Genomic DNA, 17522 nt, shown 5'->3' on the forward strand with positions numbered 1-17522 from the left:
ATGCCGAACATTTTAATGACCCGCATCGACAATCGCCTGGTACATGGCCAGGTGGGCGTGACCTGGACCAACACCCTTGGCGCCAACCTGGTGGTGGTGGCCAACGACGAGGCCGCCGCCGATCCGGTGCAGCAGAACCTGATGGACATGGTGGTGGCGGAAGGGGTGCAGACCCGTTATTTCACGCTGCAGAAAACCATTGACGTGATCCACAAGGCGGCGGATCGGCAGAAGATCTTTCTGGTGTGCAAAACGCCGCAGGACGTGTTGACGCTGGTGCGCGGCGGGGTGCCGATCCGTTTCGTCAACGTCGGCAATATGCACTTCGCCGAGGGAAAGCGGCAGGTGCACAAAACGGTGTCGCTGGACGACGGCGACGTGGCTGCGTTCCGCGCGCTGGCTGAACTGGGCGTGGAGTGCGAAGTGCGTCGGGTGCCTGATGAAGCGGGCGAGGCGATCGGCAAACTGCTCTTTTGAGCCAGGGGGGAAAGCATGTTGACGGATGCGTTATTGATTGCGCTGTTGGCGGGGTTGGCGGGTGTTGACCTGTTCGACGGTCTGACCCACTTCCACCGGCCAGTGGTGATGGGGCCGCTGGTGGGGCTGATTTTGGGCGATGTCTACACCGGCTTGCTGGTGGGCGGCACGCTGGAGCTGGTGTGGATGGGGATGGTGCCGTTGGCGGGAGCCCAACCGCCTAACGTGGTGATCGGCGGGGTGATCGGCACCGCATTCGCCATTCTGACCAAAGCCGACCCTAAAGTGGCGATCGGCGTGGCGGTGCCGTTCTCGATCGCGGTGCAGGGCTGCATCACGCTGCTGTTTACACTGTTCTCGCCGATGATGCACCGCTGCGATCGCATGGTAAAAGCGCTGAACTGGCGCGGCATCGAACGGGTGAACTATCTCGGCATCGGCATTCTGTTCATCTTCTATTTCGTGGTGGCGTTCCTGCCGATTTACTTCGGCGCCGATGCGGCCAGCGCCATGGTGCAGAAAGCTCCGGGCTGGCTGCTGGACGGGCTGGCGGTGGCGGGCGGCATGATGCCGGCGATCGGTTTCTCGCTGCTGATGAAGGTGATGATGAAAAAAACCTACGTGGCCTATTTTATCCTCGGTTTCATCTCGGTCACGTTTCTCAAGCTGCCGATCCTGGCGGTGGCGCTGGGCGCCCTGGCGATCGCTCTGATCGACTTCTTCAACACGCAACGCGGCGCGGCAGAGGCGACGGCCCGGCCCGCTCCGCAGGAGGACGCCGAAGATGGCATTTAACGATTCCGACGATCTGCTGGCGCAAAAGGCCGAGCAGCGTATGGCGCAGGCGCTGGCCACCAGCCAGGTGGAGCAGGACGACTATCTGGACAGCCGGCCCGCCGAAGCGCTGACGCGCGGCGACATTAACCGCATGGCCTGGCGTTCGCTGCTGCTGCAGGCGTCGTTCAACTACGAGCGCATGCAGGCGGGCGGCTGGCTGTATCAGCTGATCCCCGCGCTGCGCAAGATCCACCGCAACCCGCAGGATCTGGCCAACTCGATGAAGATGCACATGGAGTTTATCAACGTGCACCCGTTCGACGTCACCTTCCTGTCCGGTCTGGTGCTGGCGATGGAGCAGAACAAGGAGAAGATCTCCACCATCCGCGCGGTGAAAGTGGCGCTGATGGGGCCGCTTGGCGGCATCGGCGACGCGCTGTTTTGGTTGACGCTGCTGCCGATCTGCGCCGGGATAGGCGCTTCGCTGGCATTGGAGGGCAGCCTGTTCGGGCCGATCGTCTTCCTGCTGTTGTTTAACCTGTTCCACTTCGGCCTGCGTTTCGGGCTGGCGCACTACGGCTACCAGGCCGGCACCAGCGCGCTGGCGCTGCTGAAAACCCACACCCGGCGCATTTCTCACGCCGCCTCCATTGTCGGCATGACGGTGATCGGCGCGCTGGTGGCCTCGTACGTGCACCTGTCCACGCCGCTGGTGATGCATGCCGGCAAGGCCAGCGTGGCGCTGCAAACCGACGTGCTGGACAAGTTGATGCCCAACTTGCTGCCGCTGTGTTTCACGCTGCTCATTTTCTTCCTGATGAAGCGCGGATTCTCGCCGGTGAAGCTGATTGGCGTCACGGTAGCGATCGGCGTGGCGGGCAAATTTATCGGCATTTTATGAGGAGCGGGATATGCCAGGCATTGTGATTACCGGCCACGGCGGCTTTGCCTCCGGGCTGCTGCAGGCGGTGGAACAGGTGGTGGGGCCGCAGCGGCATTGCGCGGCGGTCGATTTCCCCGAACAGATGAGCACCGCGCAGCTCAGGGAGGCTTTGCGCTCGGCGCTGGTCGCGGTGGCGCAGCCGGACGGCGTGGTGTTCCTGACCGACATGCTCGGCGGTTCGCCGTTTCGCAGCGCCTGTGAACTGGCGGATGCGCGGGGCGATTGCGAAGTGCTGACCGGCGTCAACATGCAGCTGGCGGCGGAAATGATGCTGGAACGTGACGGACTGAGTCTGGATGAATTTCGCGAGGTGGCGCTGGCGTGCGGCAAACGCGGCCTGACCAGCCTGTGGCATGAACGCCGCCGAGTGAAGTGCGAAGACGCGCAGGCCGACGGCATCTGAACGAAAACCGGGCGCGGGCGCGCCCGGCTCCGTGAGTTAGGCCGGCAACGGGCTCAGCGCCAGACGCGCCGGTTGGTCTTCGCCGCGGCTGAAGCGCCAGCAGGTCTGGTGGTATTTCGCCACGCTGTTGCGGTGCGCCACGCTGACCAGCGTCACGTCCGGCAGTTCATCCACCAGCAGGCAGTACATCAGTTGCTCGGTTTCGTCGTCCAGCGCGCTGGTGGCCTCGTCGAGGAACAGGATGCTCGGGCGAATCAACAGGGCGCGGGCGAAGGCCAGCCGCTGTTGCTCGCCCGGCGACAGGCGATGGCTCCAGTTGGCGGAGGTGTCCAGCCAGCGCTGCAGGTGCTTCAGGCGGCAGTTTTCCAGCACCCGCATCAGTTGCGCGTCGCTGTATTCCGACGCCAGGCTCGGGTAGCTCAGCGCTTCGCGCAGCGTGCCGATCGGAATGTAGCTGCGCTGCGGCAGGAACAGCATGTTGGCGTTGCCCGCTACCCCGATGGCGCCCGCGCCGTAAGGCCAGATACCGGCGATGGCGCGCAGCAGCGTCGACTTGCCGCAGCCGGAAGGCCCGACGATCAGCAGGCGATCGCCGCGTTGCAGCGTCATCTCGGCGCCGGTCAGCAGCGGCTGGCCGTCGGGCAAGTGCAGGCTGAGGTTGTCCAGCGTTAACGGATGGGCGGTCTCCTCCCGCAGTTGAATGCCGCGCGGCTGATGGTGAACCTGATCGACGGCGGCGTTGAAGCCGGCCAGACGGTTAACGCAGGCTTTCCAGGTCGCCAAATCGTTAAACGCGTCGATAAACCACGACAGCGCGCCCTGCACCTGGCCAAAGGCCGAGGCGATCTGCATCAGGCCGCCCATCTGGATGGCGCCGGAGAAGTAGCGCGGCGCCGCCACCAGCAGGGGAAACACGATGGCGAACTGGCCGTAGAAGTTGGTGGCGATGTTGAGCCGCCGGGTGATGCGCATGATCGCCCACCAGTTGCTGCGAATGGTATCGAAACGGTCGCCCAACTGCTGCGCCTCGCGCGGTTCGCCGTGGTACAGCGCAATGGCGTCGTTGTTTTCACGGATGCGGATCAGGCCGAAACGGAAGTTCGCCTCATACCGTTCCTGGTTGAAGCCCAGCATGACCAGCGGTTTGCCGACCCACCAGATCAGCAGCGATCCCAACACCGCATACAGCAGCGCGAACCACACCATATAGCCGGGCAAGGTGATGGCGTGTTGCCCGAGCGCGAAGGTCATCGGCCCGCTGACGTGCCATAAAATGTCGATAAAGGAAAACAGCGTCACCAGGCTGGAGAGCAGCCCGAGCGACAGCGACAGGGTATATTGGGTCAGCACGTTGAGATCTTCAGCGATACGCTGATCGGGGTTATCGACGATCTGCTGCTGCTCGGTGTGGTAATACGCCTGGTGCGCCAGCCATTTTCCCATGAACCTTTCCGTCATCCAGCGCCGCCAGCGCATCTGCAGCCCCTGAGTCAGGTAGATCTTGTAGACCGCCAGCACGATGAAGATCAGCGCCAGATAGGTAAAGCGCCACAGCTGCGCCTTGAATACCGGGTAGTTTTTGTTCTGCAGCGCGTCGTAGAACACCTGGTTCCACTGGTTGATCTGCACGCTGATATAGACCAGGCCGAGCGACAGGACGACGATGGCGATCAGCATCATCCAGGCGCGCCATCGCTCCTCCGACACCCAAAAGGGTTTGATCAACTGCCAAATGGCGTGTTTCTGCAAGGGGGTTGCGTTCATAACGGCTCGATAATTGCGGTATTTTGTTCAGCATGGGCTGCGGGCCGGTAACAAACAAACCGCGACTGTAAGCAGTTTTGACTCCGCTAACCGTTTGAAATAAGGCGGCTGAATCGCCGGCGGCCATGCAGGCGATCGCAATTGCGGCATACACTCCGGCGCCGGGCGGTTATACTGGCGCCGAATTTTTGCAGAAAGGATAAACGATGAAGGCTTGGTTTCCCCTGTTGCTGACCTGCGGCGTCTTCGCCAGCGCCCGGGCCTGGGCGCACATTGACGAGCCGGACATCGCCGCCGACTGCCAAAAGGTGGCGAGCTACGCCGAACTGGGAAAAAAGGCCTATCAGCGCCAGGATTACGCCAAAGCTGCCGACATCTTTCGCGATCAGGCGGCCTGGAGCGAGTTTTGCGGTTTGAGCGAGCAGGCTGTCGCCACGGCTTACAACAACGTGGCGCTGTCGCTGATGCACGCCGGCGAATTGCTCAAGGCGCAGGCCTATCTGGCGCTGGCGCCGCACGATGACAAATCGCAGCACAACATGAGTCTGTTGCGCCAACGGCTGGCGCAGCGGCCGCAGCCGCAGGGGCCGGGCGGCGTGTACTGGCAATACGCCGGGCGCGGCGTGTGGAGTGAAGTGGTGGTGAAGCCGCAGGGCGAGCGCTGGCTGGTCGATTTTTCCGGCTACGCCATGCCGCAGATGGGGCTGTATTACGGGCCGAACATGGGCGACTTCACCGCCGAGCTGCCGATCGCACACGGCAAGGCCGTCTACCACCAGCACGAGCCGGACAGCGCGCAGGTCTGCGACGTGACGATGGAGTTTGGCGAGCAAGCGTTGGAAATGCACACGCGGGGCGATTGCGGGTTCGGCCATAACGTGCGGGCGGAAGGGCGGTTCGTGCGGGTAGAATGACCCGCCCCGACGACCGGGGCGAGCAGGGTTACGCCAGCGCGGCGGCGCCCAACAGATTCTTCCAGGCTTCCACATTGCCCAGATAATTGCCGGCCGGCAGCAGATGCAGCTGGCCCTCGCTATCCTGCAGCGCAAAGGTCGGGAAGCCCTGGCCCTGCACTTTGGCCAGCAGCGCCCGGCTTTGCGCGATGTGTTGCGCGGTCGGCGCGCCGCTGTTGAAGCGCATTTCGGCGATAAACGCCGCCGAAGGCAACCCCAGCTCTTTCGCCAACGCTTCCAGCACCGGCGTGTCGGCGATGCGTCGCCCTTCCTGATAGTGCGCCTGCTGAATGCGGTGCAGCATGTCCAGCCCGCGTCCCGCCAGTTTTTCCGCCGCCAGGATAGCCGTGATCGGCGGCTCGGAATCCATCACCGCCGTGGTGTCGCGCAGCAGGCCGTTGAAATAGGCTTCGCCGAAAGGCTGGCCCGTCATCTCGGCGATGCGCTTGTCGTGCGGAATGACGTAGTTGCGCCATTCGTCGGTGATCTGACGGCGGTTGTTGCCGGTCATCATGCCGCCGGCGTGCGGCACGACTTTCAGCCCGGGGAGGCTCTGAGCCGCTTTCACCAGCGGCGCGGCGCCGTAGCACCAACCGCACAGCGGATCGAAAATGTAATGCAGAGTGGTTTCGGTCATTTTTACTCCTCGCTTGGCGCGCGGCAAGCCGCCGCGGCGCCAGGGCTGGTTCAATCACGCACGGGCGCTTATTGCGGCCACTTCATCTCGCCTTTCAGCACTTTCGCGCTCAGTTCCAGGCTCGATTCGTCTTTCAGCGTCGGGTAGTGCTTTTTCATCGCTTCAATCAGCGCGGCGGAATCCTTGGCCTTCGGCAGCTCGGCTTCCAGCGTGGTCAGGTATTTTTGGGTAAAGTGCACCGATGCCAGTGTCTGTGCGGCGCCCGGCAGGAAGTGGCCCGGCACGACGACCTGCGGCTTCAGCGCTTCGATGTTTTTCAGCGTCTGTTGCCAGTGCTGGCGCGATTCCACGCTCTGGTTGTCGGCGATCCACGGATGGATGTTGTCACCGGCGACCGCGACACCGCCCACCACCGCTTTCAGCGCCGGGATCCACACGAAGGTGCGGTCGGGGGTCGGGCCGTTCAGGCCTTTCACTTCCACTTTTTGACCGTCGATGGTGAAGCTGTCGCCCTGCAGCGGCTGCGGCACGATCACGGTTTTCGGCGCGTTGTCTTTCAGGATTGGGCCCCAGTAGGCGATTTTGCCGTCTTTGGTGGCGTTAATGTCCTTGATGGTGCCAGGCGAAGCGATGATTTTCGCCTCCGGGAAAGCGGCCTTAATCACGTCCAGACCGAAATAGAAATCCGGATCTGAGTGGCTGATGTAGACGATGGTCAGTTTCTTGCCGGTCGCCTTGATCTTTTTCACCAGCTCTTCGGCATCGTTGCGCTGGAACTGTGCGTCGATCAGCGCCACTTCGTGTTTGCCGCTGACGATTTCGGAAGACACCGGGAACACGCTTTTCTCGCCCGGGTTATACACTTCCATGGTCAGGGTATCGGCAGCGGTGGCGTAGGTGCTCAGGGTGGCGACGCCGGTGAAGGCCAGAGTTAACAGTGATTTCTTAAACATGGGCAGAGGTCCTTAGGTATCGGTTAATGTTGTAATGATGTTAGGTTGCATAAAGCGATAGAAAAACCGGATAATAAGCAATTATTCGTTGCATAAATCGGACTAATCATGGATCGCATTACCGCCGCTGAGGTTTTTGTCACCATCGTCGATCGCGGCAGCATGATCGCCGCCGCGGAAACGCTGGAGATGTCGCGCGCGATGGTCACTCGCTACCTGGCCCAGATGGAGCAATGGGCCGGGGCGCGTTTACTGCACCGCACTACCCGTAAGCTTAGTCTGACCGACGCCGGTGAGCGTACTTTGGAGCGCTGCCGACAAATGTTGGCGCTGGCGGGGGAAATCGATCTGGTGGAGGAAGGGCAGAGCGACGAACTGCGCGGCCTGCTGCGCATCACCTGTTCGCAATCGCTCGGGCAAACGGCGCTGGTGGGGGCCGTCGCCCAGTATCTGAAGCGTCATCCGCAGGTGGCGGTCGATCTTCAGATGAACAACCGGGCGGTGAACCTAGTGGAAGAGCGCATCGATCTGGCGCTGCGCATCACCAATGAGTTGGATCCCAACCTGATCGCCCGGCCGCTGTCCACCTGCGCGTCGGTGGTGTGCGCCGCGCCGGCGTATCTGGCGGCGCACGGCACGCCGCGCCAGCCGCAGGATCTGGCGTTGCACAATTGCCTGACTTATTCCTATTTCGGCAAAAGCCTGTGGCATTTCGACGCTCAGGGGGTGAAATCGGCGGTGGCGGTCAGCGGCAACCTGAGCGCCAATGAATCGGTGGTGCTGATGGCCGGTACGGTGCAGGGGGCGGGTATTTCCCTGCAGCCCTACTATTCGGCGGCGCCGCTGTTGGCCAGCGGCGAACTGGTGGAGCTGCTGCCGGGTTACCGGCCGCAATCGATGGGCATCTACGGCATCTACACCTCACGCCGACAAATGCCCGCCACCTTGCGCACCATGCTGGACTTTCTGGTGGAATGGTTCGCCAGCGATCCTCAGTGGCAGGCGACGCTGCGCTAAGGCCGCGGCAACATTCCCACGCCGTTTTCACCGTTTGACGGCGGCGGCCAGGCGGGCGGAGAACAGTGTCGCCTGTTGATGCAGATGGTCGATAAAGGCCGTCACCAGCGCCGATGAAGGGCGGTGCAGCGGCCGTATCAGGCTGACGGTGAACGGCACGTCGATGCTGAATGGCCGCACGTGCACGCCGCTGCCGGCATAGTCGAGTGCCGTCAGCGGATTGACGATCGACACCCCCACGCCGGCTCTCACCATGGCGCACACCGACGCCGCGCTGTGCGTTTCCATCACCATGCGGCGCTCGACGCCCTGCTCGGCGAACAGCGCATCGAGCAAGTGGCGATAGCTGTCGGTGCTCGATAGGCTGATAAAGTTTTGCCCGGCGAAATCCTGCGGCGTCAGCTGGTCTTTCGCCAGCAAAGGATGGCCCGCCGGCAGCACGCAGACTTCATTCAACGTCATCAGCGTTACCCGCTCGGTGCCCGCCGGCGTCAGGGTGGTTTCCGTCAGCCCCAGATCGTGGCGCTGGGCCGACAGCCACTCTTCCAGCAGCGGCGATTCTTGCGGGATCACGCTGAAGCTGACTTCCGGGTAACGTTCGATAAAGGGCCGGCACACCGCCGGCAGCAGCGATTGGGAAAATACCGGCAGGCACACGATCGACAGCTGCGCCTGCTGAAACTGGCGAATGCCGGCGGCGGCGTTGACGATGCGATCGAGGCCATAATAGGAACGTTGCACCTCTTCGAACAGCCGTAGGCCCTGCACCGTGGGGGACAAGCGCCCGCGAACCCGGTCGAACAGCTGCAGCCGGATCAGCTTCTCAAAGCGCGCCAGCTCGCGGCTGACGGTGGGTTGCGAGGTTTGCAGCAGGGCCGCCGCCTCGGTCAGGTTGCCGGTGGTCATCACCGCCCGAAAGATTTCTATCTGCCGCAAAGAGATGCTGTGCATGACGAGGCTGCTCGACTGTAGAGAAAGCTATATCATAAATGAATAGACTACGGCTAAATAGATATTTTCCACCCGATTCAGCGTGCGGCACTATGGCCTTATCTGCCGTTACTTTCGAATTGGGAATATCGCCATGCCACGCCCGTTGCACGACACCTCCACCGCGTTGAACGCCGCTAACCTGCTGGCCTTGCCGCAGCGCTTCGGTTGCCCGGTCTGGGCTTATGATGCCGACATCATCAGCCAGCGCATCGCTCAGCTGCGTCACTTCGACACTATCCGTTTCGCGCAGAAAGCCTGTTCGAATATTCATATTTTGCGCCTGATGCGCGAGCAGGGCGTGAAGGTGGATTCGGTGTCGCTCGGCGAAATCGAGCGGGCGCTGCAGGCCGGTTTTCAGCCGGGCGGCGAGCCGAGCGATATCGTGTTTACCGCGGACGTATTGGATCACGCGACGCTGGCGCGCGTCAGCGCATTGAAGATCCCGGTCAACGCCGGTTCCATCGATATGCTGGAGCAGCTCGGTCAGGCTTCCGCCGGACATCCGGTGTGGCTGCGCATTAATCCGGGGTTTGGCCACGGCCACAGCCAGAAAACCAACACCGGTGGCGAGAACAGTAAACACGGCATCTGGTATGCCGATCTGCCGCAGGCGGTGGAGAAGATCCGCCGCTATGGCCTGAAGCTGATTGGCGTGCATATGCATATCGGTTCCGGCGTCGATTACCAGCATCTGGAGCGCGTCTGCGATGCGATGGTGCAGCAGGTGATCGACCTCGGTCATGACATCAGCGCCATTTCCGCCGGCGGCGGCCTGTCTATCCCGTATCAGTACGGCGAAGAGGCGATCGATACCGAACACTATTTTGGTTTGTGGAACCGGGCGCGTGAGCGCATCGCCGCGCATCTGGGGCACCCGGTGCAGCTGGAGATTGAACCCGGACGTTTCCTGATGGCGGAGGCGGGCGTATTGGTGGCCGAGGTGCGGGCGGTAAAAGACATGGGGAGCCGCCACTTTGTGCTGGTGGATGCCGGTTTTAACGATCTGATGCGGCCGGCGATGTACGGCAGCTATCACCATATTTCGCTGTTGCCGGCCGATGGGCGCGATACCTCGGGGCAGCCGCTGCGCGACACGGTGATCGCCGGGCCGCTGTGCGAATCCGGCGACGTCTTCACCCAGCAGGCGGGCGGCGGCGTGGAAACCCGCGAGCTGCCGCCGGTGCAGATCGGCGATTATCTGGTGTTTCACGATACCGGCGCCTACGGCGCATCGATGTCCTCCAACTACAACAGCCGTCCGCTGTTGCCTGAAGTGCTGTTTGAAAACGGCGAGCCGCGTTTGATCCGCCGCCGCCAAACCATCGAAGAACTGATCGCGCTGGAACTTATCTGATAAGCGGGCGGGCGCCTTGCGCCCGCTTCACCGCGTCATGCGGCGGCATGATTATGGCTGTTCGTGCGCGTTGTTGAGGGTGGCGACCGAGTGGCGGCGCACCAGCGTTGGGCTGAACATGTTGGTGATTTCCGGCAGCGGTTGCCGGTTGGCCAGCGCCAGCGCCAGCTCCGCAGCCTGGGTGGCCATCGCCACGATAGGGTAGCGAATGGTGGTCAGGCGTGGGCGCAGGTAGCGCGAAATCAGCACGTCGTCGAAACCGATCAGCGAAATTTCTCCCGGTACGTCGACGCTGTTATCGCTCAGCACCGACAGCGCGCCGGCGGCCATCGGATCGTTGTAGCAGGTAATGGCGGAGAACGAACGGCCGCGACCGAGCAATTCGGTCATCGCCTGTTCGCCGCCGATCTCGTCCGGTTCACCGTAGGCGATCAGCTTTTCATCCACCGCAATGCCGTGTTCCTGCAGCGCGTCGAGATAGCCTTGCAGGCGATCGGTGGCGTCGGAAATCTGGTGAGTGGAGCAAATGATGGCGATCCGCTGGTGCCCTTGCTGGATCAGATGTCGGGTTGCCAGCCAGGCGCCGTAGCGATCGTCGAGCGCCACGCAGCGCGTTTCAAACCCCGGCAGCGTGCGGTTGATCAGCACCATGCCCGGGATCTGTTGCATCCAGCCGCAAAGTTCCTGATCGCTCAGCCTTTTGGCGTGCACCACCAGCGCTTCGCAGCGGTGCCGCACCAGCTGTTCAATCGCCTGACGCTCTTTTTCGGCGTCGTGGTAACCGTTGCCAATCAGCAGAAAATTGTGGGTAGCGTAGGCCACCTGCTCGACCGCCTTGACCATCGCGCCGAAGAAGGGATCGGAAACATCGGAGACGATCAGCCCCAGCGTCTCGGTGGATTGCTGCGCCAGCGCTCGTGCGTTGGCGTTAGGGTGATACTGCAGCTGTTCCATGGCGGCCTGCACCGCGGTGCGCGACCCTTCGCTGGCCTTGGGGGAATTGTTTATCACGCGGGATACCGTGGCCACGGAAACACCCGCCAGCCTGGCAACATCCTTTATCGTAGCCATATCAGTCAACACATCCTGGGTAATCGCTTACATCCCCCAGTTTTGCGGAAAAAAACCGGGGCTGCAAGCGGTCTCGTGCGCAACTTGTGGCGGCGGTTGCAGAATCTCTTCGAGTCTGTACGCATAACCGACTGCTACCGAACGATAGCGCAATTTGTACGTTGGCACTGGCGACGGGCTGAGGTAACGTCTTTGCATTCCGATTTGCGCCGAGAACGCCATGTCCATTAAACGCTATCCGCAGCTCGCCCATTGGGGCGCTTATACCGCCGTGGTTGAAGACGACCGGCTTATCCGTTGTGAACCCTTCGTCGACGATCCCGACCCTTCGCCGCTGCTCGATTCCATCGTCCCGATGGTCTATTCCGACAAACGCATCCGCAAGCCGGCGGTGCGCCGCTCGTGGCTGCAAAAGCGCGAGGGCAGCGACCGTACGCTGCGCGGCAGGGAAGATTTCGTCGAGGTGGACTGGGAATTGGCGCTCGATTTGGTGGCGGAAGAGAATCGCCGGGTGCGCGAGCGCTACGGCGCCTCCGGGTTGTTTACCGGCTCTTATGGCTGGTCGTCGGCCGGGCGGCTGCACCATGCCCGCTCGCTGGTGCGGCGGTTCTACTTCAGCGGCGGCGGCGGCGTCGATCAGCAGGGCAACTACAGCTGGGGTGCGGCGCAGTTCTTTCTGCCGTATGTGATCGGCACTTTCTCGCCCTTGACCGGGCGCGTCACCAGTTGGCCGAGCGTCGTGGAGCATTGCGAGCTGTTTGTGGCGTTTGGCGGGTTGGCGCTGAAAAACGCTCAGGTCTCTTCCGGCGGCGCGGCGGAACATGCGTTCAAGCCCTGGCTGCAAAAGCTGGTGCGCAAGGGCACGCCGGTTGTCAACATCAGCCCGATGCGCGATGATTGCCCCGAGTTCGTCAACGCGGAATGGATCCCGATCCGGCCGAATACCGACGTGGCGCTGATGCTGGCGCTGGCTTACGAAATCCAGCGGCTGGGCGCGCAGGATGAAGCCTTCCTGCACAGCCACTGCGTGGGCTATCAACAGCTGGCGGATTACCTGAACGGCGCCGGTGACGGCGTGGCGAAAACCCCCGTTTGGGCCAGCGCCATTACCGGCATTCCGGCGGCGCGCATCGCGCTGCTGGCGCGGCAACTGATCGGCGTGCGCAGTTTCATCACCTGTTCCTACTCCGTGCAACGCGCGCATCGGGGGGAGCAACCGTATTGGATGATGATCGCGCTGTCGGCGATGCTGGGCCAGGTGGGGCTGCCGGGCGGCGGTTTCTCGTTCGGCCACGGCTCGATGAACGGCGTCGGCAATCCGCGCGTTGACACGCCTGCGCCGACCATGCCGGTAGGCGAAAACCCGGCCGGGCTGGCGATCCCGGTGGCGCGCATCTGCGACATGCTGTTGCACCCCGGTGAGGCCTATCAATTTTGCGGCGAGACGCGGCATTATCCGGATATCCATTTGGTGCACTGGGCCGGCGGCAACCCGTTCCATCATCATCAGCAGTTGAATCGGCTGGTAGATGGCTGGCAGAAACCGGACACGGTGATCGTTCAAGATATCTGGTGGACGGCGGCGGCCAAAATGGCGGACATCGTGCTGCCGGTCACCAGTTCGCTGGAGCGTAACGATATCGGCGGCTCGTCGCGCGATCGCTACGTGTTGGCGATGCATCAGGCCATTGCGCCGCAGCATCAGGCGCGCAACGATTTCGATATCTTCGCCGATCTGGCGGAGCGTCTCGGCTATCGTGAGCGCTTTACCGAGAATCGCGACGAGCGGGCCTGGATCGAAGCTATCTACCGGCAATGCGGCGCAGCGCAGCAGCGCGCCGGCGTCGCCTGGCCCGAGTTTGAGGCCTTCTGGCAACGGGGCTATGTCGAGCTGCCCGCGCCGGCTAAAGAGTTCGTATTTTTTGACGCGTTCCGCGCCGATCCGCAGGCTAACCCGCTGCAAACGCCCAGCGGCAAGATTGAGCTGTTCAGCGAGCGGATCGCCGGCTATCGCTACGATGATTTCGCTCCGCATCCGCAGTGGCGGCCGCCGGTGGAGTGGCTGGGCGCGCCGCAGGCCAAAAACTGGCCGCTGCACCTGATCTCCATTCAGCCGAGCGATCGCCTGCATAGCCAGATGGATCCGGCGCCGCTGGCGCAGGGCAACAAGACCGCCGGGCGAGAAACCTTGTACATGCATCCGGACGATGCGGCGCCGCGCGGGGTGGTGGACGGCGCCGAAGTGCTGGTCAGCAACGCGCGCGGCAGCTGTCTGGCGGGGGTATCGCTCACCGATGGCGTGACGCGCGGCGTGGTGCTGATGGCGACCGGTGCCTGGTTCGAGCCGGGTTTCGACGCGCAGCGCCGGCCGGTCGAGCAGGCGGGCAACCCGAACGTGCTGACGCTGGATATCGGCACCTCGCCGCTGACGCAGGGGCCGAACGCCATGAGCTGCCTGGTCGAGGTCAGCGCACGATGAGTGAATATTTCGCGTCTGGGTCACTGGCTCGTCGTTGTTATATTTATTTTCGTCGCTGCGGGAAGGTTTAAGTTTCATTGAGTTATTACAGCAGATCGCGGGAAATTTACAGCTGGTTGCATTTGGAGCAGAACTCTTGCGATTCGCCGGTAGTTTCCTGCACGCCATCTCTCTAGAGTAGGTGATCCCAGAGGTATTGATTGGTGAGAAATCAGCGTGCCTTGCATGCTGAAGCCATTTTCAATTGCACCAACCTACGCGGATGCGTAGGTTTTTTTTTGCCTGCCATATAGTATTCTTTTCCCTACAACGATTTACGCCTCCATGGCCAAGGGAGAAGGGCATGATCTTTTCACTGCTGCGCGCGCTGTTTCGCCTGTTGTTTCGGGTACGGGTCGAAGGGGACGTCCAGCACTTCGAACGGCAAAAATTACTGATTACGCCGAACCACGTCTCTTTCCTCGACGGCGTACTGCTGGCGCTGTTCCTGCCGATAAAACCGGTGTTTGCGGTCTATGCCAGCATCGGCGAGAGCTGGTTTATGCGCTGGCTGCGGCCTTACATCGATTTTGTCTCGCTCGATCCCACCAAGCCGATGGCCATCAAGCAACTGGTGCGCATGGTCGAGCAGGGACGGCCGATCGTGGTGTTCCCTGAAGGGCGCATCACCGTGACCGGTGCGCTGATGAAAATTTACGACGGAGCGGCGTTTATCGCCGCCAAATCGGGCGCCACCGTGGTGCCGGTGCGGATCGATGGGCCGGAGTTCAGCCCGTTTGGCCGCATGGCCGGGGTGTTCAAGATCCGCTGGTTCCCGCAAATAAGCATCCGCATCTTGCCGCCGACCACGCTGCCGATGCCGGAAGCGCCGCGCGCGCGTGAACGCCGGGCGCTGGCGGGCGATCGGCTGATGCAGATCATGATGCGGGCGCGCATGGAGACGCGCGAGCCGCAAACGCTGTTCCATGCCTTGCTGGCGGCGCAGCACCGCTATGGGCGCCGCAAGCCTTGCATTGAAGACATCGCTTTCAAAGAGGACAGTTACCAGACGCTAGTCAAGAAATCGCTGGGCGTCAGCCGCATTCTGCAGCGCTTTACCGCCGAGGGGGAGCACGTTGGGCTGCTGTTGCCCAACGCCACCATTACCGCGGCGGCGATCTTCGGCGCTTCGCTGCGCAATCGCATCCCGGCGATGCTCAACTACACCGCTGGCGCCAACGGCCTGAACAGCGCGATGACGGCCGCCGGCATCAAAACCATCGTCACCTCGCGCCAGTTTCTGGAGAAAGGCAAGCTGACCCACCTGCCGGAACAGTTGCCGCAAGCTAACTGGGTATATCTGGAAGATCTGAAAGATACGGTCACCCTGGCGGATAAGCTGTGGATCCTGCGTCACTTGCTGCAGCCGCAGCGCGCGGCGTTGCCGCAACGTCCGGAGGACCCGGCGCTGATCCTGTTCACGTCCGGATCCGAAGGCCATCCCAAGGGCGTGGTGCATTCGCACGCCAGCCTGCTGGCCAACGTAGAACAAATCCGCACCATCGCCGATTTCACGCCGCGCGACCGCTTCATGTCGTCGCTGCCGCTGTTCCACTCGTTCGGCCTGACGGTGGGGCTGCTCACGCCGCTTCTCACCGGCAGCCGCATTTTCCTCTACCCCAGCCCGCTACACTATCGCGTGGTGCCGGAGCTGGTGTATGACCGTAACTGCACGGTGCTGTTCGGCACGGCGACCTTCCTTAACAACTATGCGCGCTTCGCGCATCCGTATGATTTTGCCCGCCTGCGCTATGTCGTGGCCGGCGCGGAGAAACTGGCGGACAGCACCAAACAGATCTATCAGGACAAATATGGCATCCGCATTCTGGAAGGCTATGGCGTGACCGAGTGCGCGCCGGTGGTCTCGATCAACGTGCCGCTGGCGACCAAGGTGGGCACCGTCGGGCGCATCATGCCGCAGATGGAGGCGCGTCTGATCGCGGTGCCGGGTATTGATAACGGCGGTCGCCTGCAGCTGAAGGGGCCGAATATCATGAAAGGCTATCTGCGGGTTGAGCGCCCCGGCGAACTGGAGCCGCCGGCGGCGGAAGATGCGAACGGCGTGCTGCAGCCGGGCTGGTATGACACCGGCGATATCGTCAGCCTGGATGAGCAGGGTTACTGCACCATTCGCGGGCGCGTGAAGCGCTTCGCCAAGCTGGCGGGCGAGATGGTGTCGCTGGAGAGCGTCGAACTGCTGGCGCAACGGCTTTCGCCGGATAAACTGCATGCCGCCACGGTCAAAAGCGACAGCAGCAAAGGCGAGGCGTTGGTGCTGTTCACCACCGATCCCGCCATTACCCGCGAGGCATTGCTGCGGGTGGCGCGCGAACTGGGCAGCCCGGAGCTGGCGGTGCCGCGCGATATTCGCCTGTTGAAAACGCTGCCGGTGCTCGGCAGCGGCAAACCTGATTTCGTCACCCTGCGTCATATGGCCGAACAGCCGGAGAGTGCCTGATGAATCCTTCGACCGAATCCCCTTTGTTGTCACGCGGCATGATCGCGGTGATCAGCGCGCAGTTCCTTTCGGCGTTCGGCGACAATGCGTTGCTGTTCGCCACGCTGGCGTTGATCAAGCAGCAGCTGTATCCGGACTGGAGCCAGCCGATCCTGCAGATGGCCTTTGTCGCCACCTATATCATTCTGGCTCCGTTCGTCGGCCAGATCGCCGACAGCTTTGCCAAAGGGCGGGTGATGATGTTCGCCAACGCCCTGAAATTGGCGGGGGCATTGGTGATCTGTTTTGGGGGTAACCCGTTTCTGGGTTACAGCCTGGTCGGCGTGGGAGCCGCCGCGTATTCACCGGCCAAATACGGCATTCTGGGCGAGATCACCAGCGGCGAGAAACTGGTCAAGGCTAACGGCCTGATCGAGGCTTCGACCATTGCGGCCATTCTGACCGGTTCGGTCGCCGGCGGTGTTTTGGCGGACTGGCACGTGGCGGCGGCGCTGGCGGCCTGCGCGTTGGTTTACGCGGGGGCAGTGGTCGCCAACCTGTATATTCCGCGTTTGGCGGCGGCGCGTCCTGGCGCTTCGTGGCGTCCGCAGGCCATGACGCACAGCTTCTTTGCTGCCTGCGTTACGCTGTGGCGCGATGGACAGACGCGTTTCTCATTGATTGGCACCAGCCTGTTTTGGGGGGCCGGCGTGACGCTGCGTTTTCTGCTGGTGCTGTGGGTGCCGGTGGCGCTCGGCATCGCCGATAACGCCACGCCGACGCTGCTGAACGCCATGGTGGCCGTCGGCATCGTGTTGGGCGCGGGGGCCGCCGCGCGCTTCGTCACGCTTAAAACGGTGAAACGCTGTATGCCGGCCGGGATCCTGATCGGCGTCGCGGTCGCGGTGTTTGCGCTGCAAACGACCATGCTCAATGCCTACGTCTTGCTGGCGCTCATCGGCATGCTGGGGGGCTTCTTCGTCGTGCCGCTCAATGCGTTGCTGCAGGAGCGGGGCAAACATTCGGTCGGCGCCGGCAATGCGATCGCAGTGCAAAACCTGGGTGAAAACGCCGCCATGTTGTTGATGCTGGGCCTGTATTCTTTGGTCGTGAAGCTGGGCGTGCCGGTGGTGGGCGTCGGCGTAGGGTTTGGCGTGGTGTTTGCACTGGCGATTAGCGCGTTGTGGTGGTCGCAGCGGCGGTGAAACGGGGCGCAGCCAGGCTG

At 62.3% G+C, this 17522-nt stretch carries 15 protein-coding genes; 10 read left to right on the plus strand and 5 right to left on the minus strand.

Annotation, left to right across the window (positions count from 1 at the left end; genetic code table 11):
- Genes agaV through agaF form a run of 4 tightly spaced genes read left to right on the plus strand, consistent with a single transcriptional unit; the run spans position 1 to position 2600 of the window.
- Positions 1-477, plus strand: coding sequence for a PTS N-acetylgalactosamine transporter subunit IIB (agaV, locus tag J9788_RS22480; RefSeq protein ID WP_004931808.1), 477 nt, complete (start codon positions 1-3; stop codon positions 475-477).
- Positions 478-492: 15 nt separating this feature from the next.
- On the plus strand, positions 493-1272 hold the full coding sequence (gene agaW, locus J9788_RS22485) for a PTS N-acetylgalactosamine transporter subunit IIC (RefSeq protein WP_033644826.1): 780 nt from the start codon (positions 493-495) through the stop codon (positions 1270-1272).
- On the plus strand, positions 1262-2155 hold the full coding sequence (locus tag J9788_RS22490; RefSeq protein WP_033644827.1) for a PTS system mannose/fructose/sorbose family transporter subunit IID: 894 nt from the start codon (positions 1262-1264) through the stop codon (positions 2153-2155). Before agaW ends, J9788_RS22490 begins: the two co-directional genes overlap by 11 nt.
- 10 nt (positions 2156-2165) lie before the next feature.
- Positions 2166-2600, plus strand: coding sequence for a PTS galactosamine/N-acetylgalactosamine transporter subunit IIA (agaF, locus tag J9788_RS22495; RefSeq protein ID WP_046899032.1), 435 nt, complete (start codon positions 2166-2168; stop codon positions 2598-2600).
- Between the two features lie 36 nt (positions 2601-2636).
- Here agaF and J9788_RS22500 read toward each other — a convergent pair whose 3' ends face one another.
- Positions 2637-4364 (minus strand): ABC transporter ATP-binding protein/permease, encoded by a 1728-nt coding sequence (locus J9788_RS22500; protein WP_033652139.1) that lies wholly within the window; start codon positions 4362-4364, stop codon positions 2637-2639.
- Positions 4365-4570: 206 nt separating this feature from the next.
- Here J9788_RS22500 and J9788_RS22505 point away from each other — a divergent pair, with 206 nt between their 5' ends.
- Entirely contained in the window at positions 4571-5278 is a 708-nt protein-coding gene (locus J9788_RS22505) for a tetratricopeptide repeat protein (RefSeq protein ID WP_182265323.1), read from the plus strand.
- Positions 5279-5306: 28 nt separating this feature from the next.
- Here the strand turns inward: J9788_RS22505 and J9788_RS22510 are convergent, their stop codons facing one another.
- Both J9788_RS22510 and J9788_RS22515 read right to left on the minus strand, forming a co-directional pair.
- Positions 5307-5954 carry a DsbA family protein gene (locus J9788_RS22510; protein WP_046899035.1) on the minus strand — a complete coding sequence of 216 codons (648 nt, stop codon included), beginning with the start codon at positions 5952-5954 and terminating at the stop codon, positions 5307-5309.
- A gap of 68 nt (positions 5955-6022) precedes the next feature.
- Positions 6023-6907: an MBL fold metallo-hydrolase gene (locus J9788_RS22515; protein ID WP_046899036.1), complete on the minus strand. Its 885-nt coding sequence runs from the start codon at positions 6905-6907 to the stop codon at positions 6023-6025.
- A 108-nt stretch (positions 6908-7015) separates the two neighbouring features.
- On the opposite strand from J9788_RS22515, the gene J9788_RS22520 reads away from it, so the two are divergent.
- Complete coding sequence (locus J9788_RS22520; protein ID WP_033644836.1) at positions 7016-7924, plus strand: LysR family transcriptional regulator; 909 nt, start codon at positions 7016-7018, stop codon at positions 7922-7924.
- A 27-nt stretch (positions 7925-7951) separates the two neighbouring features.
- Here the strand turns inward: J9788_RS22520 and J9788_RS22525 are convergent, their stop codons facing one another.
- Entirely contained in the window at positions 7952-8875 is a 924-nt protein-coding gene (locus J9788_RS22525; RefSeq protein ID WP_046899037.1) for a LysR family transcriptional regulator, read from the minus strand.
- 133 nt (positions 8876-9008) lie between these two features.
- Here J9788_RS22525 and lysA point away from each other — a divergent pair, with 133 nt between their 5' ends.
- Complete coding sequence (lysA, locus tag J9788_RS22530) at positions 9009-10271, plus strand: diaminopimelate decarboxylase (protein ID WP_046899038.1); 1263 nt, start codon at positions 9009-9011, stop codon at positions 10269-10271.
- Between the two features lie 51 nt (positions 10272-10322).
- On the opposite strand, the gene galR is transcribed toward lysA, so the two are convergent.
- The gene (galR, locus tag J9788_RS22535) at positions 10323-11342 is read right to left on the minus strand and encodes an HTH-type transcriptional regulator GalR (protein ID WP_033652132.1); all 1020 of its coding nucleotides are present in this window, start codon (positions 11340-11342) and stop codon (positions 10323-10325) included.
- Positions 11343-11562: 220 nt separating this feature from the next.
- On the opposite strand from galR, the gene J9788_RS22540 reads away from it, so the two are divergent.
- The 3 genes from J9788_RS22540 (at position 11563) to lplT (ending at position 17502) form a co-directional block, all read left to right on the plus strand.
- Positions 11563-13821 carry a molybdopterin guanine dinucleotide-containing S/N-oxide reductase gene (locus J9788_RS22540; RefSeq protein WP_182265322.1) on the plus strand — a complete coding sequence of 753 codons (2259 nt, stop codon included), beginning with the start codon at positions 11563-11565 and terminating at the stop codon, positions 13819-13821.
- 343 nt (positions 13822-14164) lie between these two features.
- Positions 14165-16318 (plus strand): bifunctional acyl-ACP--phospholipid O-acyltransferase/long-chain-fatty-acid--ACP ligase, encoded by a 2154-nt coding sequence (gene aas / locus J9788_RS22545; protein ID WP_182265321.1) that lies wholly within the window; start codon positions 14165-14167, stop codon positions 16316-16318.
- A complete protein-coding gene (gene lplT, locus J9788_RS22550) occupies positions 16318-17502 on the plus strand; it encodes a lysophospholipid transporter LplT (protein ID WP_046899041.1) in 1185 nt (394 codons plus the stop codon). The genes aas and lplT overlap by 1 nt, the downstream gene beginning before the upstream one ends.
- The last annotated feature ends 20 nt before the right edge of the window (positions 17503-17522 follow it).

Source organism: Serratia sp. X10 (assembly GCF_017811775.1).
GTDB classification, from domain to species: Bacteria; Pseudomonadota; Gammaproteobacteria; order Enterobacterales; family Enterobacteriaceae; genus Serratia; species Serratia ureilytica.